The sequence below is a fragment of the Lysobacter oryzae DSM 21044 genome, assembly GCF_059568595.1.
The window spans coordinates 615,466-638,120 of record NZ_JCANTQ010000008.1 but is presented as its reverse complement, the minus strand read 5'-3'; the positions used below and the strand labels follow the sequence as shown (position 1 = coordinate 638,120).

Annotated in this window: 19 protein-coding genes; 8 read left to right on the top strand and 11 right to left on the bottom strand. The window is 69.5% G+C overall.

The features are described from left to right. Positions 1–5 precede the first annotated feature (5 nt). Positions 6–1,985, top strand: coding sequence for a PAS domain S-box protein (locus BP05_RS03120; RefSeq protein ID WP_496360633.1), 1,980 nt, complete (start codon positions 6–8; stop codon positions 1,983–1,985). 3 nt (positions 1,986–1,988) lie between these two features. Here the strand turns inward: BP05_RS03120 and BP05_RS03115 are convergent, their stop codons facing one another. Further along, complete coding sequence (locus tag BP05_RS03115; protein ID WP_496360320.1) at positions 1,989–2,807, bottom strand: helix-turn-helix domain-containing protein; 819 nt, start codon at positions 2,805–2,807, stop codon at positions 1,989–1,991. A 55-nt stretch (positions 2,808–2,862) separates the two neighbouring features. On the opposite strand from BP05_RS03115, the gene BP05_RS03110 reads away from it, so the two are divergent. Together BP05_RS03110 and BP05_RS03105 are read left to right on the top strand one after the other, a co-directional pair. Then, on the top strand, positions 2,863–3,441 hold the full coding sequence (locus BP05_RS03110; protein WP_496360319.1) for a flavodoxin: 579 nt from the start codon (positions 2,863–2,865) through the stop codon (positions 3,439–3,441). A 155-nt stretch (positions 3,442–3,596) separates the two neighbouring features. Beyond that, complete coding sequence (locus BP05_RS03105) at positions 3,597–4,151, top strand: GNAT family N-acetyltransferase (RefSeq protein ID WP_496360317.1); 555 nt, start codon at positions 3,597–3,599, stop codon at positions 4,149–4,151. 67 nt (positions 4,152–4,218) lie between these two features. On the opposite strand, the gene BP05_RS03100 is transcribed toward BP05_RS03105, so the two are convergent. Together BP05_RS03100 and BP05_RS03095 are read right to left on the bottom strand one after the other, a co-directional pair. Then, positions 4,219–4,590: a hypothetical protein gene (locus BP05_RS03100; RefSeq protein ID WP_496360315.1), complete on the bottom strand. Its 372-nt coding sequence runs from the start codon at positions 4,588–4,590 to the stop codon at positions 4,219–4,221. A 5-nt stretch (positions 4,591–4,595) separates the two neighbouring features. Further along, the gene (locus BP05_RS03095) at positions 4,596–5,438 is read right to left on the bottom strand and encodes a universal stress protein (RefSeq protein WP_496360313.1); all 843 of its coding nucleotides are present in this window, start codon (positions 5,436–5,438) and stop codon (positions 4,596–4,598) included. 196 nt (positions 5,439–5,634) lie between these two features. On the opposite strand from BP05_RS03095, the gene BP05_RS03090 reads away from it, so the two are divergent. Genes BP05_RS03090 through BP05_RS03075 form a run of 4 tightly spaced genes read left to right on the top strand, consistent with a single transcriptional unit; the run spans position 5,635 to position 11,673 of the window. Continuing rightward, positions 5,635–7,158 (top strand): thymidine phosphorylase family protein, encoded by a 1,524-nt coding sequence (locus BP05_RS03090; RefSeq protein WP_496360311.1) that lies wholly within the window; start codon positions 5,635–5,637, stop codon positions 7,156–7,158. A gap of 2 nt (positions 7,159–7,160) precedes the next feature. After that, complete coding sequence (locus tag BP05_RS03085) at positions 7,161–8,072, top strand: ribose-phosphate pyrophosphokinase (protein ID WP_496360309.1); 912 nt, start codon at positions 7,161–7,163, stop codon at positions 8,070–8,072. After that, the gene (locus BP05_RS03080; protein WP_496360307.1) at positions 8,069–10,555 is read left to right on the top strand and encodes a phosphoketolase family protein; all 2,487 of its coding nucleotides are present in this window, start codon (positions 8,069–8,071) and stop codon (positions 10,553–10,555) included. The genes BP05_RS03085 and BP05_RS03080 overlap by 4 nt, the downstream gene beginning before the upstream one ends. Next, the gene (locus BP05_RS03075; protein ID WP_496360305.1) at positions 10,552–11,673 is read left to right on the top strand and encodes an acetate/propionate family kinase; all 1,122 of its coding nucleotides are present in this window, start codon (positions 10,552–10,554) and stop codon (positions 11,671–11,673) included. Before BP05_RS03080 ends, BP05_RS03075 begins: the two co-directional genes overlap by 4 nt. On the opposite strand, the gene BP05_RS03070 is transcribed toward BP05_RS03075, so the two are convergent. From BP05_RS03070 to BP05_RS03045, 6 genes are all read right to left on the bottom strand, one after another. After that, on the bottom strand, positions 11,648–14,170 hold the full coding sequence (locus tag BP05_RS03070; RefSeq protein WP_496360303.1) for a cation-translocating P-type ATPase: 2,523 nt from the start codon (positions 14,168–14,170) through the stop codon (positions 11,648–11,650). The two genes, BP05_RS03075 and BP05_RS03070, sit on opposite strands and share 26 nt — an antisense overlap. Then, on the bottom strand, positions 14,164–14,673 hold the full coding sequence (locus tag BP05_RS03065; protein WP_496360301.1) for a CDP-archaeol synthase: 510 nt from the start codon (positions 14,671–14,673) through the stop codon (positions 14,164–14,166). The genes BP05_RS03070 and BP05_RS03065 overlap by 7 nt, the downstream gene beginning before the upstream one ends. 92 nt (positions 14,674–14,765) lie before the next feature. Further along, positions 14,766–15,983, bottom strand: coding sequence for an efflux RND transporter periplasmic adaptor subunit (locus BP05_RS03060; RefSeq protein WP_496360299.1), 1,218 nt, complete (start codon positions 15,981–15,983; stop codon positions 14,766–14,768). Positions 15,984–15,992: 9 nt separating this feature from the next. Continuing rightward, positions 15,993–18,350, bottom strand: coding sequence for an ABC transporter permease (locus BP05_RS03055; RefSeq protein ID WP_496360631.1), 2,358 nt, complete (start codon positions 18,348–18,350; stop codon positions 15,993–15,995). A 2-nt stretch (positions 18,351–18,352) separates the two neighbouring features. Next, the gene (locus BP05_RS03050; RefSeq protein ID WP_496360297.1) at positions 18,353–19,090 is read right to left on the bottom strand and encodes an ABC transporter ATP-binding protein; all 738 of its coding nucleotides are present in this window, start codon (positions 19,088–19,090) and stop codon (positions 18,353–18,355) included. Between the two features lie 32 nt (positions 19,091–19,122). After that, the gene (locus tag BP05_RS03045; RefSeq protein WP_496360295.1) at positions 19,123–19,947 is read right to left on the bottom strand and encodes a universal stress protein; all 825 of its coding nucleotides are present in this window, start codon (positions 19,945–19,947) and stop codon (positions 19,123–19,125) included. Between the two features lie 237 nt (positions 19,948–20,184). Here BP05_RS03045 and BP05_RS03040 point away from each other — a divergent pair, with 237 nt between their 5' ends. Beyond that, entirely contained in the window at positions 20,185–20,823 is a 639-nt protein-coding gene (locus BP05_RS03040; RefSeq protein ID WP_496360293.1) for a DUF4136 domain-containing protein, read from the top strand. Here the strand turns inward: BP05_RS03040 and BP05_RS03035 are convergent. Then, positions 20,809–21,570, bottom strand: coding sequence for a murein L,D-transpeptidase catalytic domain family protein (locus BP05_RS03035; protein WP_496360291.1), 762 nt, complete (start codon positions 21,568–21,570; stop codon positions 20,809–20,811). The genes BP05_RS03040 and BP05_RS03035 overlap by 15 nt on opposite strands. Positions 21,571–21,615: 45 nt before the next feature. Next, complete coding sequence (locus BP05_RS03030; protein WP_496360289.1) at positions 21,616–22,635, bottom strand: zinc-dependent alcohol dehydrogenase family protein; 1,020 nt, start codon at positions 22,633–22,635, stop codon at positions 21,616–21,618. Between the last annotated feature and the right edge of the window lie 20 nt (positions 22,636–22,655).

The window sequence follows — 22,655 nt, the reverse complement described above, 5'->3', positions numbered from 1 at the left end:
CCGTCGTGATCATGTTTCCGCAATTGTTCGAGTCGGTGCCGGATGCGCTGGTCATCGTCGATCGCGATGGCCGCATCCTCATGGCCAACCAGAACGCATCACGGCTGTTCGGTTACCCGGACAACGGCCTGGACGGACTTTCCGTCGAGGACCTGGTGCCGGAGGACGTCCGCGCCAGGCACCGCAACTATCGCCTCGGTTACACGCAGCAGCCGCGCGTGCGGCCGATGGGAAGCGGAGGCATGACGCTGGTCGGGCGGAGAAGGGATGGGCAGCAATTCCCGGTCGAAATCGCGCTGAGCCCGCTCGAGTCCGACCTGGGGGTCCATTACCTGGCATCGATCCGCGACATCTCGGAAACGCTGCGGGCGCAGCAGGCGATGGTGCGGGCCCGCTATGACGCCGTCGTGGGCCGGATCGGCCAGCTGGCGCTGGCATCCACCGCAACCCAGGACGTGATCGAAAGCGTTCCCGGACTGTTGCTGGAGGTGCTCGATGTATCGACCGTCGCCGTGGTGATCATGAGGGGGGAGGAGGCCACGGTGGGTGCTGCGGCGGGACCGATGGGCGACCACAGAGGCGGTCCGTGGTGGGCGAAGCTCGAGGGCCCGCTTGGCACGGCGCTGAAGTGCGACCGCCCGCTCGTCGTGCATGACGCAATTGCCGATGGCCCCGAGGGATGGCCCCAGGCAGTTGCCAGCGGCGTGATCGTTCCGCTGCTCGATCGCGATCGGCCGATGGCAGCGTTGCTGGCCCTGGCCGAGCATCCTCGCCGTTTCGATCACGATGCGGTGCAACTCCTGCAGACCGTTGGGAACCTGATCGCTTCCCTCGTGCAACGGCGTCGCACCGAGGAACAGCTGGCCCATGCGCAGCGCCTTGATGCCATCGGCCAGCTCACCGGCGGCGTTGCCCATGACTTCAACAACCTACTGACCGTGATTTCCGGCAGCCTGCAGTTGCTCGAAGGGGAGTGCGAAAACCAGCCCGGCGCCCTGGAAATCATCAACAGTGCGCTCCGTTCGGTCGAACGGGGTTCGGAACTCACCTCCAAGTTGCTGGCATTTGCGCGGCGCCAGCACCTGAGCCCGAGAGCCGTCGATCCCGCGTCACTGCTGAAGGATTTGCGCCTCATGCTGCGGGGTGCATTGGGAGAGTCCATCCTCCTGAAGGTCGAATGCGAACCCGACACGCCTGCAGTCTTTGCCGATCCCTCCCAGCTGGACAACGCCCTGGTCAATCTTGCGCTGAACGCCAGGGACGCGATGCCGGAAGGGGGATCGATCTCCATCAGCGCCGGTGAGCGCCGCCATCCCGAGGACCGCTTTCCTCCCGAACGGCGCTCCAATCGCTGTGTCGTGTTCACCGTTGCCGATGCCGGACGCGGCATGACCCCTGAAGTCCTGGGGCGCGCCTGCGAGCCGTTCTTCACCACCAAGGCGATCGGGCGCGGCAGTGGATTGGGGTTGAGCATGGTGTACGGCTTCGTCAAGCAGAGTGGCGGCGACCTGCACATCGAAAGCCAGCCGGGACAGGGCACCCGGGTCGAGCTGTGGTTGCCGGTCGCAGGGGCCGAAACGGGGGCGCAAGCCGCGAGCCCCACGGCGGATGTCCACGGCTCAGAACTGGTGCTGGTGGTCGAGGACGAAACCGAGGTGAGGAACATCGCCGCCGCATTCCTGCGATCACTCGGCTACCAGGTGGTCGCCGTTGGAAGCGCTGGCGAAGCACTCAAGGAATTGGCGGCCAACGACGGATTCGCGTTGCTCTTCAGCGACGTGATGCTGGGCGGAGGAATGGATGGGGTCGAACTCGCGCAGGCCGCCCGCCTGCTTCGCCCCCAACTGGGGATCCTGCTGACGTCGGGCTACGACGACTCGGCAGCGCAAGCGACGCATTCCACGCGCGAATCCTTCGAGCTGCTGCGCAAGCCTTATCGCCGCGAACAACTGGGCGCGGCCGCGCGGCGCAACCTGCCGGCGTAGGCATTACGCGGCGGAGAGGATGACCCGCAGGCCCCTCGCATCGTCGATGCGGATCTGACGGCCGTCCACCGCGATAAGGCCGGCCGAGGCCAGGCGGGACAGCACCCGCGTCACCGTTTCCAGCTGCAGCGCGAGAAAGTTCCCCAGTTCGGCCCGGGTCATTCGCAGCAGCAGATGGCTGGCGCTGAATCCCAACGCTTCCAGCCGCGAAGCGAGATCGAGCAGGAAGGCGACGACACGCTGCTCCGCATTGAGCGTTCCAAGGGCCAGCATCCAGCGCCAGTCACGCCGGATTTCGCTGGCGAGAGTAGCCGTCACGTGCGGCAACAGGTCGGGCGCGCGGGCGCGGATCTGGGCCAGCGGTATCTCCCAGACTTCGGCGGTGTCGAGCGCGACCGCATCGCAGCCGTACTGGGGCATGTCGAAGGAATCGATCCCAAGCAGGTCGCCACGCAGGTGGAAGCCGGTGATCTTTTCGCGACCGTCCTCGCTGAGCACGCAGGTCTTGAAGATGCCGGCATGCACCAGGAACAGGGAATGGCAAGGCTGCCCGGCCCGGAACAACGTCTGCTTGCGTTGCAGGCAACGGCGATGCACCGGCAGCGCCTGCAGGAGCGTCTCCAGCTCCGACAGCGGAGGCTGGCAGGTGTCGATCACGGAAGCGGAAAGGCACGGGAACGTGCTGGATTCGACCGGTGCGAACTGTGCGTCAAGCATGGCGGCGGCCTCACTCGGGTCTGTGTGCACACTACCCCTGCCTTGCGGTGGAACGATGTTGCAGCCGTAACCGACCGTAACAATTTGTAACGGGATGCTCCGCATTGCCGCTTTCGTTGATCCCGGTCAACGGGAGGCTGCCCGCGGGAGGCCACGCTGGATGCGATCGAACCAGCAGCCGGATCGCCGTCCGGGAGGCGGCGTCGCCATGAAGAACATTCTCATCGTCTATTTCTCCATGGGCGGCCATACACGGGCGCTCGCGGAGGAGCTCGCTGCGGCGACGGACGCGGATATCGAGGAGATCACGGAAGTCCACCCGCGACACGGCGCAGGCGGAATGTGGCGTGCGCTATGGGACGCCTCATGGCGCCGCCGCACCCGCATCCAGCCGATCCGGCACGATCCCGCCGACTACGACCTGCTGGTCCTGGGCGGTCCGATCTGGGCCAGGCGCCTGGCGGCGCCGGTGCGCACCTTCGCGCAGCAATACGGCCAGCGGGCGAGGGCGATCGCGTTCTTCTGCACGGAAGGCGGGCAGGGTGCGGACTCGGCGTTTGGCGACCTGCAGCGCCTGAGCCGGCAGCGCCCGGTCGTAACCTTGGCCGTGGACGCCAAGCACCTGAGCCCCCCGGAGCATCGATCCGACCTGGGACGCTTCGTCGCGTACCTGATGCGCGGAGCGGTCGGAGGGGGAACGGAGGCGGGCGGATTGCCCGCAGCGATCGGCGCCCACTGATGCTGCGCGGGCAGCGAGGCCGATGCACATAGGTCCGCGCATGCACGGACGCAGAGGTTGGCGTCACGCGATCGGCCGACAGCCATTGATCTGGATCAATGGTCGGGAGCGAGGCCCGTCCTAGTCTGGGACTGCCTTCTCCACGGAGTACCTTCATGAGCAGCACGCCACTGGTTCACCGTCCTTCCGCCGGTCCCGACTATCCGCGCTGGTCCGAAACGCTCCGCGACCACAGCCACGTGGTGATCCGGCCGATCACGCCGTTGGACAAGGACGCCGAACGCGCGTTCATCGAGGGACTGTCGCTGGAGGCGCGGCGGTACCGCTTCCTGGGCCAGGTCAGGACCCCCAGCGAGGCCCTCATCGAACAGTTCACCAACATCGACTACGTGCACGAGGTCGCCTTCGTGGCAGTGATTCCCGAAGACGGGCACGAGCGGATCGTCGGCGTAAGCCGCTACAGCACCGATGAGAGTGGGACGAACTGCGAATGCGCGGTGACGGTGGGTGACGAATGGCAGAACCGGGGTCTCGGCACGCTGCTGATGCGGCACCTGATCGAGGTAGCGCGTGCCCGCGGCATCCGCCGCATGGTCTCGATCGATTCGGCGGAGAACGTGCGGATGCAGGACTTGGCTGCTTACCTCGGCTTCGACACGCGGGTGGATCCGGACGACGCCGGCCAGGTGATCCACGAGCTGGCGCTGTAGGGTCGCGACGGCGCGAGCCGGGTCTCGTGTCACTGAAGAAGGCGGGACGACCTGTCCCGCCTTTTCTTCATTGGGTCCCGCCGTTCCTGCGCTGGCCGGGGGGAATTGCGGGCTGGTGGGTGGTGTCGCCCTCGTCCTGGATCAGGCGCGACCGTACGTCCCGTGCGGTCTCGAGATAGTCGTCGTAGCAGGCGAAGAACTTTTGCCAGCATGCCGGCACGTCCTCGTCCGGCGCCGCGATCATCGCGTGGTAGAGGCTGGTGAGCATTTCGTGCCGCCGGCCCAGGTCGAGCAATGCGCCGTCGATGAGCAGGCGATGCTGGCGCCCGAGCGAGGCGGCCGATGGCCCGTGCAATCGCCCCCTCATGTCCGCCAGCGAGCGCGCCGTGCGTTCCACCGCGGTTCCCGCGTGATTGAGCAGTTCGGACTTCGTGAGCACGGGTTTCAATGCGAGAACAGGATGGGAAGGTGGATGGCGCGCAGCAGTTCGCGCGTGGTGCCGCCAAGCGCCCATTCGCGCAGGCGCGAGTGGCCGTAGCCTCCAGCGACCAATAGCTGGGCTTCGGTCGCTGCGGCATGGCGCAGCAGCGTGGTGGCCACGGTCTGGCCCGAGCGCGGAAGGCTGACCACGTTGACCTGCAGGTCATGCCGGGCCAGGTGCGTGGCGATGTCCACGCCCGGGTCTTCGCCATGCTGCTCGTCGCTCACCTCGGGTTCGACCGTCACCACGTCGATCGAGGTCGCCCTGGCGAGCAGGGGCAGCGCGTCATGCAGTGCCCGGGTCGACTCGCGCGAAGGTTTCCACGCCACGACCACGTGGCGTATCGGCAGCTCGACCGGGTGGTGGGGTGGAATCACCAGCACCGGCCTGCCCGATTCGAACAACATGGAACTGAAGAAGGCGCGCGCGACGACGTGGTCGTCCGCTCCCTGCTTCGGGGCCGCCATGACACTCAGGTCGGCATAGCGCGCCTGTCGCGCCATCGCGCGGGGAGGTTCGACCAGGAGGGTCTCGTCGGTGCGGACTTCCCACGAGATGCCTTCCTTCTCCAGCCGCGTGCGCAACGTCGCCGCCTTGGCTGCGGCCGTGGCGCGGAATTCCGCGTACATCTCGCTCTGCATGAAGTCCGGGGTGATGCCCCACGGACCCGGCACTGGCAGCGGCAGGCTCACCGGCTGCACTACCGACAGGTGGGCGCCATAAGCCGCAGCGAGCGCGATCGCCGCCGATACCGCTTCGGGATCCCCCGACGTATCGGTGATTGGAAGCAGCAGATCCTGGATCATGGTCGTGCCCCGCGGGATGTATGGCGAACATCCCATTGCGCCGGCACGGCCCCATTGATCCACGTCAAACATGCCGCATGCGGCGCGATCGGCCCGGGCCATTGACCGGGATCAAAGGTCCGGCCCTGCGATCAGGCTTAACATGCGACCGTCCTCACATGGCGCATGAATCATGGGAGCCGATCAGCCAGACGACATGAGCAGCGTGGCGGCCGACGCGAGCAGCACGCGGCTGCCCGTGCGTCGCGCTGGGATCGACACTTACCGGCAACCGGTGCTCTTCCTCCACCAAGGCTGCCTGGTATGTCGCGCCGAAGGCTTTGCGGCGCTGGCGCGCGTGAAAGTGACGGTCGGGAAGCGCGAGATCGTGGCCACCCTCAACGTGGTCACCGGCGACTGGCTGGGCGAAGGCGAGGCGGCCCTGTCCGACGCGGCATGGCAGGCGCTCGCGCCGGAGCCGGGCGCGTTGGCCGAATTCGCGCATGCCGATCCGCCAGAGTCCGCGGGCATCCTGCGGGCGAAGGTATTCGGTGCCAGGCTCGACGAGAGCGACTTCGCGGCCGTACTGCGCGACGTGCTGGCATCGCGGATGTCGGACATAGAAATTGCGGCGTTCGTGACCGCGTGCGCCGGCGACCGGATGGACCTGGACGAATCGGTCGCGCTGACGCGCGCAATGGTTGCTGTCGGGGAACGGATCGATTGGGGCGCCGGGCCGGTGCTCGACAAGCACTGCGTTGGCGGGCTGCCAGGCAACCGCACCACGCCGATCGTCGTGTCGATCGTGGCCGCACTGGGGCACCGCATTCCCAAGACGTCCTCGCGCGCGATCACATCGCCGGCGGGCACGGCCGACGTCATGGCCACGATGACGACCGTGGACCTGGACCTGGCGACGCTGCGTCGCGTGGTGGAGAGCGAAGGCGGGTGCCTGGCCTCGGGGGGAACCATGCGCCTGAGTCCCGCCGATGACGTGCTGATCCAGGTCGAGCGCCCGCTGGATTTCGACAGCGATGGGCAGATGGTCGCCAGCATCCTGTCCAAGAAGGCGGCGGCCGGATCCACGCACGTGCTGATCGACATCCCGGTAGGCCCGACCGCCAAGGTGCGCACGCACACCGCGGCCGACGGAATCGCGCGCCGGCTGGGATTCGTCGGCGATGCGATCGGCCTGCGCATCGGCATCCATCTATCGGATGGGACCCAGCCCGTCGGTCGCGGCATCGGTCCCGCGCTGGAAGCACACGACGTGCTGGCCGTACTGCGTAACACGCCGGACGCTCCCATGGATCTGCGGGAGCGGGCGCTGGACGTTGCCGGCGCCGTCCTGGACCTGGTTCCGGGTGCCGAGCCGGGCAGGGGGCGAATCCAGGCCGAACAGGCGCTGCGCTCGGGGGAGGCACTGCGCAAGTTCGAGGCGATATGCGCGGCGCAGGGGGGATTCCGCGAGCCGGGTCGCGCCCGGTTCGCGACGCCCTACGTCGCGCCAGTCGATGGCCGCATCACCTGCATCAACAACCGGCACCTGGGCCGCGTCGCCAAGCTCGCGGGCGCTCCGCACGACGTGGATGCGGGCGTCGTCTGCGCATTGCGCGTGGGCGACCGCATCCGCCGCGGCGAGCCGCTGTTCCTGGTACATGCCCAGTCGCGCGGGGAGCTCGCCTATGCGCTGGACTTCGCCGACGCGCACCCGGACATCCTGTCGATCCAACCGGAGTAGGTATGTCACTCATCGTGCTGCCGTTCCCCGAAGATGTTGCGCTGGCAACGGCCGTGGCTTCGCGCCTGGGCGCGCGGCTGGGCCGGCTGGAGTGGCGCCACTTCCCCGATGGCGAGTCCCTGCTGGCGATCGGCGAGGAGGTCGCGGACGCGGACGTCGTGCTGTTCTGCAACCTCAAGCAACCGGACCAGAAGGCCATTCCCCTGCGATTCGCGGCGCAGACGGCGCGCGAACTCGGCGCCCGCAGCGTCGGGCTGATTGCGCCGTACCTGGCGTACATGCGCCAGGACAAGCGCTTCCACGCCGGTGAAGCCATCAGCGCGAACGTGTTCGCCCGGTTCCTGGACGAGACTGTCGACTGGCTGGTCACGGTGGATCCCCACCTGCACCGCATCCACTCGCTCGATAGCCTCTTCCGAATTCCGGCAACCCTGGTCTCGGCCGCGCCGGCGATCGCCGGCTGGATCCGGCGCGAAGTCCCGCGCCCGCTGCTCATAGGCCCCGACAGCGAGAGTTCGCAATGGGTCGCCGACGTGGCGCGCGACGTGCGAGCCCCTTACGAGGTGCTGCACAAGGTGCGGCGCGGCGATCGCGATGTCGAAGTCAGCCTGCCCAGGGCCGAGCATCTTCGCGGCTATACGCCGGTGCTGGTCGACGACATCGTTTCGTCGGGAAGGACCCTGGTGGCCACGCTCGGCCACCTGCACCGGCTGGGGCTGCCTCCCGCCGTGTGCGTGGCGATCCATCCCGTGTTTGCCGGCGATGCGTGGCAGGTGTTGCAGGACGCCGGCGCCGGGCGGGTCGTCAGTACCGACAGCATCGCGCACGCCAGCAACGCGATCAGCCTGGCGATTCCGATCGCCCAGGCCGTGGCCGAGCGGATGGCCACCGGCACGCGCGAGGTCGTGCAATGACCTTCGACCAAACCCCGGAAGAAAGACTGCTGGCATGCGGTACCTGCAACGAACTGGACCCGCCGCTGCGGCGCCACGTAGAAGCCGAGGCGGCGCGGTGCCGTGAGCACGATGCGTCGTTCGCGGCTTGGGCTGCCGGTTACGGCGTGATATCCCACGACGCGCTGACCCAGACCCGCATGCATGCGCTGATCCGCGCGTTGCAAGCCCAGGGCGCACTGCCTGACGTGGAGACGGGCTACCGTCGCCTGATGGCCGCCGACCGCCTGGCGAGCGCGGGCTTGTGGCTGGTCGTGCACATGACCTACGCGCAGCGCGTGAAGCTGGACGGAGCAGCGCTGGATGCGGCCGACTTCAAGCCGCATCCGGAAGGGCACACCGGCGGCTCCCTGAACATGGTTCCGGCTTACGTCGCCTACCTCGCTGCCAATGCGCTGACCGGGCATACGCGCAGCTGGTTGATGGGGCAGGGCCACTGCGTCGCCGCGGTCGACGCCGTCAATCTCCTTGCGGGCAACATGAGCCCGGCCCACGCCGAGCGCTATGGCCTCGACGATGCGCGCCTGTCGCGCTTCGTCGGCGACTTCTACGCCTACGACGTGGGCGCGGACGGGCATCCGGTCTCGCCGCTGGGATCGCATGTCAACGCGTACACGGCCGGCAGCCTGCAGGAAGGCGGCTATCTCGGCTTCGCCGAATTGCACTATGCGCACGCGCCGCTGCGTGGCGAGCGACTGGTGACGTTCCTCAGCGATGGCGCGTTCGAGGAGCAGCGCGGCAGCGATTGGGCCCCGCGCTGGTGGCGACCGGAGGACTGCGGCTACATCGTGCCGATCATGATCCTCAACGGCCGGCGCATCGAGCAGCGCACCCAGATCGCCCAGCAGGGCGGCGAGCGTTGGCTGCACGCGCACCTGAAACTCAACGGCTTCCAGCCCATCGGCCTGGATGGGCGCGATCCCGCGAGCATCCTGTGGGGCATCCATGCCATCGAGACGCGCCAACAGACGCGCATCGAGGCCTATGCCACGGCCGGCTTCGACACGGGTGCGCCGCTGCGCTACGGCATCGCCGACGCCCCGAAAGGCCACGGGTTTCCCGGCGCCGGCACCAACCGCGCGCACAACCTGCCGTTGAACGGCAATCCGGCGAAGGATGGCCGCGCACGCGACGAGTTCAACGCGGCATGCGCGCGCCTGCATGTGCCCGAGCGTGAGCTGCGCGAGGCGATCGCGGCCTTGTCGACGCACGAGTCGCAGCAGCGCCCGCGCGAACGCGACCACGCCCTGGCGACGCGCGACGTGGCACTGCCCGGATTGCCCGAACCGGCGTGGCGGACGGCGGGTGAGGTCGCCGCGCCCATGGCGGGGATCGACGAGTACTTCGTCGCCACCGTGACGGCGAATCCCGGACTGCGTCCGCGCGTCGGCAATCCCGACGAACTGCGAAGCAACCGGCTCGACCACACGCTGGACCGCCTCAAGCACCGCGTGCACGAGCCGGAACCGGGAATCGCCGAAGCCTGCGACGGCGCGGTCATCACCGCGCTCAACGAAGAAGCGGTGGTGTGCGCGGCGCTCGCGAACAAGGGCGGCATCAACCTCGTCGTGACCTACGAGGCGTTTGCCGTGAAGATGCTTGGCGCGATCCGCCAGGAGCTGATCTTCGCGCGCCAGTTGCGCCGCGCCGGACGCCCGCCGGGTTGGCTGTCGGTGCCGTTGGTGCTGACGTCGCACACGTGGGAGAACGCCAAGAACGAGCAGTCGCACCAGGACCCGACCTTGTCCGAGGCCTTGTTGGGCGAGATGCAGGACGTGGTGCGGGTGTCGTTCCCGCCGGACGCCAACAGCGCGCAGGCGACGCTGCGCGGGGTGTACGCCGAGCGCGGCCGCATCGCCGCGCTCATCGTGCCCAAGCGCGAGTTGCCGGTTCGCCTGGACGCCAGCCAGGCGCTGGCGCTGGCGCGCGACGGCGCGCTCCATCTGCAGGAGCACGAACGCGCGCGGATCGACCTGGTGGCGACCGGCGCCTGTCAGCTGGACGCCGCGGAGCGGGCATGGCGACGCCTCGCACGACATGGCGTGGCGGCGAACCTGATCTACCTGGCCGAGCCGGGCCGCTTCCGCACGCCGCGCGACGAGGACGAAGCCGGACAGCTGCACGACGACGAAGCCGTGCAGCGCTGGTTCGCACCCGGCCGCCCCAGGTTGTTCGTCACCCACATGCGTGCGGAACCGTACCTGGGTGCACTGCGCCGGCTGGATGGCGGGCCCGCGTTGTGCCAGGCATTGGGCTATCGCAATCGCGGCGGCACGCTGGACGTGGATGGCTTGATGTTCGCCAACCGTTGCACCTGGGCGCATGCGGTGGCGGCTGCGGCCGGATTGCTGGGGCATCCGCCCTCCGAGTGGCTCACTTCCGAGGAGTACGCGGCGGTGCTCGGTCGAGGCGCGCCGGCAGTGCTCTGGGAGTCCGGCGCGTGACGGTGGCGGGCGGGAAATCCCTGCTTGCGCTGAACCTGGGCTCGGCCACGCTCAAGGCGGCGCGCTTCGATGGTGAGGGTTTCGGGCAGGCGGCGGGCCGGGTCGAGATCGCCTTGCAGGAGCATCCCGCGAACGCGGATGCGTTGCTTGCGGATGTCGCCCAACGGCTTGGCTTCGAGAGCGCGCCGGGCGAGGTGGGCCATCGCATCGTGCACGGCGGCGACGCGGCCGCCGCACGCGTCCTGGACGCGCCCGAAGTCGTGCGCCTGCAGGACCTGGCGCGCCTGGCGCCGTTGCATCAGCCGGCCGCGCTCGCCGTGGTTGCCGATGCAGCGCGGCGGTGGCCCGGAGCCGTGCAACGGGGCGTCTTCGACACCGCCTGGCACAGCGGGTTGCCGGAGAACGCGCGCCGCCTGCCGGTGCCGCAGGCCTGGGAAGCACTGGGCATCCGTCGTTACGGGTTCCACGGCCTCGCGTTCGCGTCGGCGCTGCGGGCGTTGGCGGCCACCTGTCCCAACGGCGGGCAAGGGCGTGTCGTGCTCGCGCACCTGGGAGGCGGCGCGAGCCTGTGTGCCGTGTCCGACGGTCGCAGCGTCGATACCACCATGGCCATGACGCCGCTGGAAGGCCTGCCGATGGCGACGCGCAGCGGCAGCCTGGATCCGGGTGCGTTGCTGTTCCTGCTCCGCAGCGGCCGTTACACGGTCGATTCGCTCGAACAGGCGCTGTACCGCGAATGCGGATTGCGCGGCCTGTCCGGCCTGTCCGGGGACATGCGCGAGCTGCTCGCGTCGGACGCGCCGGCCGCACGGCTCGCAGTGGATGTCTTCGCCTTGCGCGTTGCACAAGGCATCGCGGCCATGGCCACGCATCTGGGCGGTATCGACGACCTGGTCTTTTCCGGCGGCATCGGCTCGCATGCCGCGCCGGTCAGGGCCCGTATCGCGGCATACCTGGCCTGGCTCGGGGTCGCGCTGGACGATGCAGCCAACGCGCAGGGTGCCGAGCTGCTCAGCCCTGCCGGCGCGCGCGTGCGCGCCTGGCGTTTCGTGGTCGACGAAGAGCGGGAGATCGCGGCGGCGTCTGCCGCCGCTAGCTTCGCAGCAGGAGCCGCCTGAGAGCGGCGTGCGCTGTCTCGACCAGCACGAGCGCCAGAAGCGGCGTGAGTACCGCCACCGCCATCAATCCAGCCGGAGGCGGAGCGAAACGGAACCAGCGGCCGGGGCCTTCGAACCAGGTCACGGTCGCCAGCATCGCCATGGCGGACAGCACGACGATCCAGAAGGCGGCATTGCGTTGCCGCCACCATCGTTGCCTGGCCGCGCCCGCCCGGTTGACCACGATCAATCCGAGGTTGCCCATGACCAGGGCGATGAAGGAAAGGGCCGCCAGCTGCGGGGCAGGCAGCTCCTGGGCCCGCCCCAGCAGGTAGATGAGCGCCACGATGGCAAACACGACGAGTCCCTGCGCGAGGCTGCCCAGCAAGGTGCGCAGGTCGAGCAGGCGATGCGAAGGCGAGCGTGGCGGCCTTCGCATCACGTCGTCCGCGGCCGGTTCGCGTTCGAACACGAGCGTCGAGGCCGGATCGATGATGAGCTCGAGGAACACGACGTGCAGCGGCAACAGGATCAGCGGACCACCCAGCAGCAGCGGCAACAGCGCGAGGCCGGTGATCGGCACATGCACGGCCAGGATGTAGCGGACGGCGCGAACGATGTTGTCGTAGATGGTGCGGCCGTGGCGGATGGCCTTCACTACGGTGACGAAGTTGTCGTCGAGCAGGACGATCGACGCCGACTCGCGGGCGACATCGGTGCCGCGTTCGCCCATCGCGACGCCCACGTGCGCAGCCACCAGGGCGGGCGCGTCGTTGACGCCGTCGCCGGTCATCGCCACTACCTGGCCGTCCTGCTTCAGCGCCTCCACCAGGCGCAGCTTGTGTTCGGGTTTCACGCGTGCGAACACATCCGTCGCGGCGGCCCGTGCGCGCAGCGCAGCGCCTTCGAGGTTCTCCAGTTCGCTTCCCAGGACGACATCCTGCGGTCGCGCGAGCCCGGCCTGGGTGGCGATGGCGCGGGCGGTTTCACGGTGGTCGCCGGTGAGCATGATCACCCGCACGCCGGCGGCCTGCGCTTCTGCCACCGCCTCGCGAACCCCATCCCGCAGCGGATCGGCCAGGCCGAGCAGGCCCCGCCACTCGAACGCGAAGCCACGCGCCGTCAGCGGCAGCGTGTCCGGGTCGTCGGGCCATTGCGCCTGCGCAGCGGCGATGACGCGCAGGCCGCGCCGCGCCATGGACTCGACTTCGTGCAGGATGGCCGTGCGCTGTTCCTGCGGCAGCGCGCACAGATCGGCCACCGCTTCGGGCGCGCCCTTGCAGCAGACGCGCAGGCTGCTGGAATCCGGCGGGCGCCATGCGTAGGTCGCCGCGAGCAGCTCGCTCGAAAGCGGGTATTCGTGCACGCGCGTGCCATGGCCGAGGGCTTGCGGCGCGGCGTTGGCCAGCGCCGTCCTGATCGCGATCTCCATCGGATCGAAGGACTGGTCCGGGCTGGCGGCGTCACCGCAGGACAGCAGGGCCTGCAATGGCGGCGTCAGGGAGGCGGAGGGCGTGCCACGCTCGCCGTCGGCCACCAGTTCGACCAGCGACATCCGGTTCTCCGTCAGTGTCCCGGTCTTGTCGGTGCACAGCACTGTCACCGAACCCAGTGCCTCGATCGCCGGCGGGCGGCGCACCAGCGCGCGATGCCGGGCCATGCGCCATGCCCCCAGCGCGAGGAATACCGCCAGCACCACCGGAAACTCTTCGGGAATGTTCGCCATTGCCAGGGTGATGCCGGCAAGCACGCTCTGCAGCCAGTCGCCGCGCAGGGCGGCGTACAGCAGCGTCACCAGCAGGCTCGTGCCCACGCCGAGGACCGCGAACAGGATGACCGCGCGCCGGATCTCGCGTTGCATCGGCGTCGGCGGCGAGCGCAGCGTGCGCAGCGCGGTGCCGATCCTGCCCACGGCGGTCCCGGCGCCGATCGCAACGACCTGCGCCGTGGCGTGGCCGCGGACGACCAGCGTGCTGGCCCGGATCACGTCGTCGTCGCGGGCGGCGCCCGAGCCGGTCGAACGGCGTACCGGCACCGATTCGCCGGTAAGCATCGATTCGTCCAGCATCAGGTCGTTGTCGTCGACCAGGCGCGCATCGGCGGGAACGCGATCGCCTTCGGCGACGAACACCGTGTCGCCCACGACCACCTCCCGCGCCGCCACCATCCGGGTTTCGCCTTCGCGGCGCACGCGCGCACGCGGACTGCTCAGGTCGCGCAGGGCCTGCAGGGCGCGCTCGGACTTGTACTCCTGGTAGACGGTCAGGCCGATCACCAGCAGTACCGATGCGCCCAGCACCGCGGCTTCCTGCGGATCGCCCAGTAGCAGGTAGACGCTGGTCGCCGCCAACAGGAGCAGCAGCATCGGCTCGCGCAGGACGCTTGCGACGATGCGCCACGCATTGCGCTGGTCGGACTGCGGCAGCAGGTTCGGACCATCGCGCCGGAGGCGCAGCGCGGCCTCGGCATCCGACAAGCCCGTGCATTGCTCCGCGGCGGTGGAACCTGGCGTCACCATGGGCTGGTCTTGATTCCGAACTGGTAGGCGAACCGGTTCACGACCAGATCGCCGGCGAACGAGATCGCCAGGATCAGGATCACGTCGCCGAAATCGAGCGCGGCGAACGGGCCCACGACGAGCAGGGCGCCGACGACGAAGTCCAACTGGTCGAACGGAATCCATGGCCGGCCCGGGGCGATCCTGCGCCGGCGCTTGCAGTAGCTCTTCAGGCAGTCGCCGGCCATGGCGCCGACGCCGAAACCCAGGCCCAGCCACGGCCAGTGCGAGTAATCGAGCAATGGGGATGGGATCCGGACCGCGGCCTGCACGCCGGTGGTCAGCACGGCGGCGGCCACGCCCGCCGCGAAGCCGAGCACGGTCTTGTGGCTGCCCAGTGCGGTGACGTGGATCGGCGGATTCCAGCCCGTCCAGAACCGCGTGAACGGTGGCGCCATGTTGGCGGCGTAGGCCGGCAGCATCAGGTACGCCAGTTGCAGCAGATGGGCGATGAACGCGGCCACGCGGGTTCCCCGGCAGGTCCTCTAACAGGATGGCGCGATTGGCGAGCGCGGTCGGTGCGGCCCAGCGTCGCTACGATGGCGTCCATGCGCCTTCACCGCGGCACCGGTGCCTTCGATGGCGACGGTCGCACCCGCATGCCGTCGTGCAGGCTGTCGTCGGGGTAGAGCACGACCTGCGCACCTTGTTCGAGGCCGCCACGGACCTCCGCGGCGGCATCGCCCATCTGGCCGATCCGTACCCGGCGCAAACGGGCGCGGCCTTGTTCGACGGCATAGGTCGCCCACTCGTCGCCATCGCGGAACAGCGCCGCCACCGGGATCGAGAGCACGTCTTCCGCATGCCACACCCGGAACTCGGCTTCGACCCGGAAGCCATCACCCAAGGTCGGATAGCGGCTGGCGTCCGGCAGCGCGACCACGATCAACACGCGCTGCTCCTCCACGCCCAGCGCCGAGATCTTGGTGAAACCGCCCGGCTCGATGGTCTGCACGGTGCCCTCCAGCGGAGCACTTCCACCCCAGCGCAACAGGCGCACGCCGGTGCCGGGAGCCACCCGCACCGCGTCGGACGTCAGCGCTTCGACGATGACTTCCAGTGCGCGCGGGTCGCCCAGCTCCAGCAACGACTGGCCGGCGCGCACGGGGCTTTCGCTTTCGATGAAGCGTCGGATGACGCGGCCGTCGATCGGCGACAGCAGTGGCAGGCGATTGCCCTGCGTCCGCGATGCGCTGCCCTGCAACGCAAGCACCGCCTTCGCGCTGTCGCGCCGGATCCGCGCGGCCTGCGCGCGCGCCTGCGCGCTGCGCACGTTGGCGGCGGCCGCGGTGGATTGCGCGCGCGCCTCGTCGAGCTGGTCGCTGGCGATCAGCTTTTGCCGCGCGAGCGATTCGGCGCGACGCCGCGCCGCGTCGAGTCGGTCGCGCAGGGCGACTGCCGCGGCGGTCGCGGCGACGGCCGCATCCAGATCGTCGTCGGCGGCGCGCCAGCGCGCTTCGGCCTCGGTGCGGCTGGAGGGATCGAACAGGGCGGCGTTCGCCGGTCGCAACAGCGCGACCTGCTTGCCGGCGGCGACGGCATCCCCGGGTTCCAGCGTGATCCGCTCCACCACGCCGTCCAGCGGCGCGCTGACCAGGTAGCGGTCGCGCAGGCGCGTGCGGCCTTCTTCGGTGAACGTGACGCTCAATGGCCCGCGCACGACCTGCGCCACTTCCACCGGTGCGGCGCGTGGCCAGAACCCCCACAGCGCAAGCGCCACCAGCGCGACCGCCAGCACCAGGTACAGCGGTCGGGTGGGTTTGGCCAGCCGCATCGCATCCCCTCAGTCGCGAGCCTTGAGCACGCCGATCAGGTCCAACCGGCTGATCCGGCGCCGGATCAGCGCCCCGCACACCAGCGCCGTCAGCAGGGTCGTCACTCCGGCGATGCCGTACGTGGAAGCGCTGACGTAGTGCGGAATCCGGAACAGGTCCGAGTCGTACCCTAGCACCAGCAAGGCAATGAAGCCGTGCCCCAGCAGGAAGCCCAGTGGGATTGCCAGCACGGTAAGCAGCGCCAGTTCGCCGAGCAGCAGGTAACCGACTTCCGACTCGGTGAAGCCCAGGATGCGCAGGCTCGCGAGGTCGCGCGCGCGTTCCGAGAGGGCCACACGGGCGCTGCTGTAGACCACGCCCGCCGTGATCACGATGCCGAACGCGGTCGCGATCAGGGTGAAGGTCAGGATCGTGTTGGCCATGCCTTCGTAGAAATTGCGGATGCCCGCGAGGCGTTCGTCGATGCCCGCGATCGCCGGCCTCCGCTGCAGTTCACGCAACAGTCCGGGCAGGGCGTTGGCATCCGCGGTAAGCACGGCGCCGGAGACGCGCTCGCCTTCGCCCATGACGCGATCCAGCGTCTCCTGCGGCAGGTACGCCTGCGCCCCGAAAGGCTCGCCCACCACGCCGGCCAGCGGCAGGCGCACCACGCGGCGGCGGCCATCGAGCGTCACCAGTTCGACGGGATCGCCCGGGCGTGCACCCAGCATCCGCGCCAGGTAATCGGTGAGCACCACGCCGCGCGGTGGCATGCGGATGAGCCGGCCTTCGCGGTCGAGCGTGCGCCGAAGGGTCGCGCCCGGCGTGAGCCCGCGCACCACGGTGCGGTAACTGGCGGCGCGGTGGCGGACCAGCACCGGCACGATGCGCTCGCTCTCCACGGTGTGCACGCCGGGCAGCGCCTCCAGTTCGTGCAGCGTGCGCGGCCCCAGCGCTTCGAAGAACGCGACTGTCACGTCGTGCCGTTCGGCCTGCCGGTACTGGCGGTTGACGATGTCGTCGATGGCATCGTTCTGGAACCGTCCCATCATCATGATCGCGGTGCCCAGCGCGAGGCCGACCCAGGTCATCAGCGTGCGCACGGGCCGGCGTTGCACGTTGCGCGCGATCAGGCGATGCGCCTGGCTCAGGCGCTCCAGCCGGAATGCTTTCACCAGGCGCGGGACCGCGCCTTTCCAGGGCACTTCCGGCCGCATGGCTTCCGCCGGGGCGAGCCGCACCGCCGCCAGCACGGGCAGGGTGGCACCGAGCAGCGCGCTGCCCAGGCTCACCGCCAGCGCCAGCGCCAGGGCCCCGAACGAAAGATGGAAGTCGAGGAAGGGCAGGCGGTAGAACTCGCGATACAGGTCGGCCATCGCGCTCCCCAGCCGGGCGCCCAGCGCCACGCCCAGCACGGCGCCGATCACGCCGACCAGCAGCGCAAAGCCGGCGTAGTGCCGCCAGATCTCGCCCTGGGTGAAACCGAACGCCTTCAGCGTCCCGATCTGTTCGCGCTGCCCCGTGACCAGCCGCCCCAGCACGACGTACAGCACGAACGCGGAGACGCTCAGGAACACCGCGGGGAACACCCGCGCCATGGTGCGCAACTGGCGGAATTCCTCGCTCAGGTAGCGATGCGACGGCTGGTCCTCGCGCCCGATCGCGCCGGTGCCTCCGTACCGGGCCAGCACCCGGTCGATGCCGGCGATCACCTGTTCCTGGCGGGCGCGCGGTTCGAGCGCGAAGGTCACGCTGTTGAACGCCCCGTCCATGTCGATGGCCGCGGCCAGGGCCGGGCGTGGAATCCACACCACGGCGAACCGGCGCGCATCCGGAAAGATCGTCGCGGGCGCCATCTGCGCGATGAACTCCGGCGTCGCGCCGATGCCAACGATCCGGAAGCGTTGCCGCCGCCCGTGCAGGACCAGGGTCAGGCCGTCGCCCGGATGCAGCCGGTGCGCCTGTGCAAACGCGTCGCTTACCGCAAGCGTATTGCGTTCGCCCGGCTCCGGCGCGCGGCCACTGCGCAGGTGCAGGCGGTTGAGGCGCAGGGCCTCGAATTCCGGCGTGCTCAGCGCCTGCACCCGGATCGGTTCGTCGTAGCCGGGCAACTCGGCCCGGCCGAAGGCGGTGATCCGGGTGTCGACCAACGCAATGCCGCGGATCGCGGCCAAGCGCAGCGCCACGCTTTCGGGCGCGCGCTTTACCCCGGCGAATACGTCGGCGAAGGCATATTCGCGGTAGTAGCGGTCGCGGCTGGCCTCCAGCGACTCCAGCGTCGCGCGCGACATCACCAGGTTGGCGACGCCGACCGCGGCGACGAGCACGACGGCCAGCACCTGGCCCCGCAGATGCCACAGGTCGCGCCAGCGCTTGCGCGCGAGCATGCTCACCACGACAGCTCCAGTGCGGGCACGCGCGTCGCGTTGACCGTTTCACGCGCGATGCGGCCGTCGCCCAGGTACAGCACCCGGTGCGCGAGCCGCGCGATGTCGGCGTTGTGGGTGATGACCAGGGTCGTCGTGCCCAGGGCGCGGTTCACCGTTTCGAGGGCGTCCAGGACCTGCACGCCCGTGGCGGCATCCAGCGCGCCGGTGGGCTCGTCGCAGAGCAGGACATCGGGGCGCTTGGCGATCGCACGCGCGATCGCGACGCGTTGCTGCTCGCCGCCCGACAACTGCGAGGGGAAATGACCCATGCGCTTGTCGAGGCCGACCCGCGCGAGCGCCTCGGACGCGGGCATGGGGTCGCTCGCGATCTCGGTGACCAGGGCCACGTTTTCCAGCGCGGTCAGGCTTGGGATCAGGTTGTAGAACTGGAAGACGAACCCCACGTGCTCGCGGCGGAAGCGCGTGAGTTCCTGCTCGTCCGCGCCATGCAGGCGGTGGTCGCGATACCAGAGTTCGCCGCCGGTGGGGACATCCAGGCCGCCAAGGATGTTGAGCAGCGTCGACTTGCCGCTGCCGGAAGGCCCCAGCAGAACCACGAACTCGCCCTCGCGCAGCACCAGGTCGATGCCGCGCAGCGCGTGTACCTCGACTTCGCCGTTGCGGTAGACCTTGGTCAGCTGGTGGACGCGGAACGCTTCCTGCGCCGGCGCGGCTTGGGGCGACAGGCGGGTGGTCACGTCGGGAATCCCTGCGCCGTGCGCCGCAACGCTCAGTGCGAGAACAGGACTGGAACGCGGGCGGTCTCGAGCAGCTCGCGCGTGGTGCCGCCCAGCATCCATTCGCGCAGGCGCGAATGTCCGTAGCCGCCGGCGACCAGCAGCTGTGCGTCGGTCTCGCTGGCGTGGCGCAACAGCGCGGCCGCGACCGTTTCGCCGGCGCTGGAAACGCTGGCGGCGTTGACCTGCAGGCCGTGCCGCGCCAGGTGGGTTCCGATCTCGATGTCCGCGCGTTCGCCCATTCCCGGCTCGTTGATGGTCACCGCGTCGAAACTGCTGCCGCTCCCGAGCAGGAACAGCGCGTCGTTCAGGGCGCGCACCGACTCACGCGTGGGCCGCCAGGCGAGCACGGTGCGCCGTATCGGCAATGTCGGCGGGGCCGCGGGAATCACCAGGACGGGCCGCCCGGACTCGAACAGCATGGCGCTGAAGAAGGCCCGGACCACGGCGCCATCGTTCGCACCCGGTTTGGTGGCGGCCATCACGCTCAGGTCGGCATAACGCGCATGCCGCGCCAGGACATGGGCGGGATCGGAAAAGCCGGCATTGGCGATCCGGACCTCCCAGGAGATGCTCTCGTTGCTTAGCCTGTTGCGCAGTTGCGTCGCCCTGGCTTCGGCCTCGCCGCTCACCAGGGTAAGCATTTCATCGAGGACCAGGTCCGATGCACCCCAGGGCCCGGCCACCGGCGGTGGCACGCTCAGCGGGACCACCAGCGACAGGTGTGCGTTGTATTCGGACGCGAGTGCGATTGCGCCGGCGATCGCGTTTTCCTCGCCGCTGGTTCCGGTCACCGGGAACAGGATGTCCCTGATCATGGCCTGCCTCTTCGTGCGTGGGATGCAGCGACCATCCCACCCGCGGGCATGGCGGCCATTGACCTGCGTCAAACTCGGCACCGGCACGCGGGCTGCGCGCAGCGGTCGCAACGCGGGCTGGCGACGACCAAGTCGTTGCACGGTTCCGGCGGCCGCCATCGCATCGTTGATCCAGGTCAAAGGGCCACGCGCGGGCAGCGGTAGCCTGCGCCGTACGCATTCAACGAAAGGTGCCCCATGAATCGCAGGTCATTCGCCGCCACGGCTGGCGGCGCCCGGCGCAGTGCCTTGGCCGCCGTGGCGTCGCTGCATCGATCCGGCATGGCCGTGCGTTTTCGCCATGCGCTCGCCGGCGTGGTCCTGGCCAGCGTGGCCGCATGCGCCAGCGTGCCGGCGGTGCGGGCCGAGTACGACCGCCAGGTCGATTTTTCGCGCTACCGCACGTTCGGCTTCTTCGACGTCGTCGGGACCGATCGCGCCGGTTACGAAACCCTGGTCACGCAGACCCTGAAGGCCGCGACGCGGAAGGAAATGGAGGCGCGCGGGTATGTCTATGCCGAAGACAATCCGCAGTTGAAGATCAACTTCAACGCCAACCTGACCGACCGCATCCATGTCAGCCGCACGCCGCTGCCGCCGTCGGAGTACTACGGGTATCGCAGCTACGCCACCTGGCGCGCGTACGACGTCGAAGTCGACCAGTTCAAGGAGGGCACCTTGAACATCGACGTCGTCGACGCGGCGCGGGCGCAACTCGTGTGGGAAGGGATCGCGACGGGCCCCGTCACGGCGAGGGTCTACAGGAACCGCGAGGCCGCCATCGAGCAGGCCGTGCAGCAGATCTTCCGCGAGTACCCGTTCTCAGCGCATCCCTGAGGGAATGGAGCTCTCGCGTTCCCGCCCGGCGCCCGGCGGGGCGCACCGCAGCAGCTGCGAACGCGCGAGCCAATCCGGATCCGGGTAGTACGCGAACACGAGCTGCCCATGCTTCAGGGAATCGATCAGCGGCCGCGCGATCGTCGGACGCACGGCGGGACAGCCGTGGCTGCGACCCAGTCGGCCCTGCCGCGCGGCCAGGCTGGAATCGACGTACCAGGCGCCGTGCATGACGATGGACCGATCGCGGGCGTGATCGTTGAAGCCCGGCTCGAGGCCGTCCATGCGCAGGGAATAGCCGTTCCCGCCGGTGTAACTCTCGGCCGTGCGGAACAGGCCCAGGCTCGACTGGTGGCTGCCGTCGTCGTTGGAAAAGCGGCTGGCCAGGTTGTCGCCGGTCCCGCGGCCGTGGGCGACGAGTTCGGCAAACAGCAGGCCGGGCTTGGCCAGGTCGAACACCCACAGTCGTGTCTCGACGGAGGGACGCGTGTAGTCGATCACCGCCAGGCGCTGCGCGTCGGAGGCCAGCAGGCCCTGCCGTGCGGCGCAATCGCGCGCCTCCAGCGCCATCGCGAGCACCCTGGAATCCAGCCCGGGCGCGGCCGCGCGCAGCGAGGGCAGCAGGACGGGGGCGGGTGCGGGGGCGGGGCCGGGCGGCGCTGCCGCCGAGGTCGCGGCAAGCGCGAACAGGAGGGTGCCGGCAAGGCGCCTGCGGACGGTTCGTGCTGGACTGCGGAGAGCGGACATGGGATGCGAATGCTGAGGTAGGGCGCATCCATGCCGCCGACGGGACTATAACCCCGCGGCCGGAGCCGCATCCGCGTCGGGAACCAGCACCGCGGCGCCCTCGATCCGGCCGCTGCGCAAGGCCTCCAGCGCGCGATTGGCGTCGGCCAGGCGGAAGCACGTCACGTGCGTGCGCACGCCCGCCTCAGCGGCTTGGGCGAAGAAGGAACGCGCGTCTTCGCGGGTGAGGTTGGCGACCGACAGCAGCTCGCGTTCCTCCCACAGCAGGCGGTAGGGAAATCGCGGGATATCGCTCATGTGGATGCCCGCGCACACCACGCGCCCGCGCTTGCGCACCGCCTGCAGGGCCAGCGGCACGAGTTCGCCCACCGGGGCGAAGAGGATGGCGGCATCCAGCCGCTGCGGCGGCGGCCGGTCAGAATCGCCGGCCCACGCCGCCCCCAGCGCCTGCGCGAACGCCTGCGTGGCCTGGTCGCCCGGGCGCGTGAACGCGAAGACCTGCTTTCCCTGCCGGCAGGCGAGCTGGGTGACGATGTGCGCGGCGGCGCCGAAGCCGTAAATGCCCAGGCGCCGGCAGGCGCCCGCGGCATTCAGGGCCCGCCAACCGATCAGGCCGGCGCACAGCAGGGGCGCCGCCGCGACCGGGTCGGGCCAGCGCGCATCCAGTTTCACGCAGTAGCCGGCCTTGGCGACCGCATGGGTCGCATAGCCGCCATCGCGGCTGCATCCGGTGAACTCGGCGAAGTCGCACAGGTTCTCGTGCTGCTCCAGGCAGTACTCGCATCGCCCGCACGTCGACGCGAGCCAGGGAATGCCGACGCGCTCCCCGGCCCGCAGCTCGCGGACTCCGGCGCCTGCGGCCTGCACGCGGCCGACGACTTCATGCCCGGGCACGATCGGGTAGCGCGCCTGCGGAAGTTCGCCATCGACGACATGCAGGTCGGTGCGGCAGACGCCGCAGGCCTCCACGCGCACCAGCACCTCGTCGGGCGCGGGCGCAGGGATGGCCCGCGCGGTCGCGACCAACGGCTGATGCGGTCCGTGCAACACCATCGCGTACGACATGGTTGCCGCCCAAGGGCCCG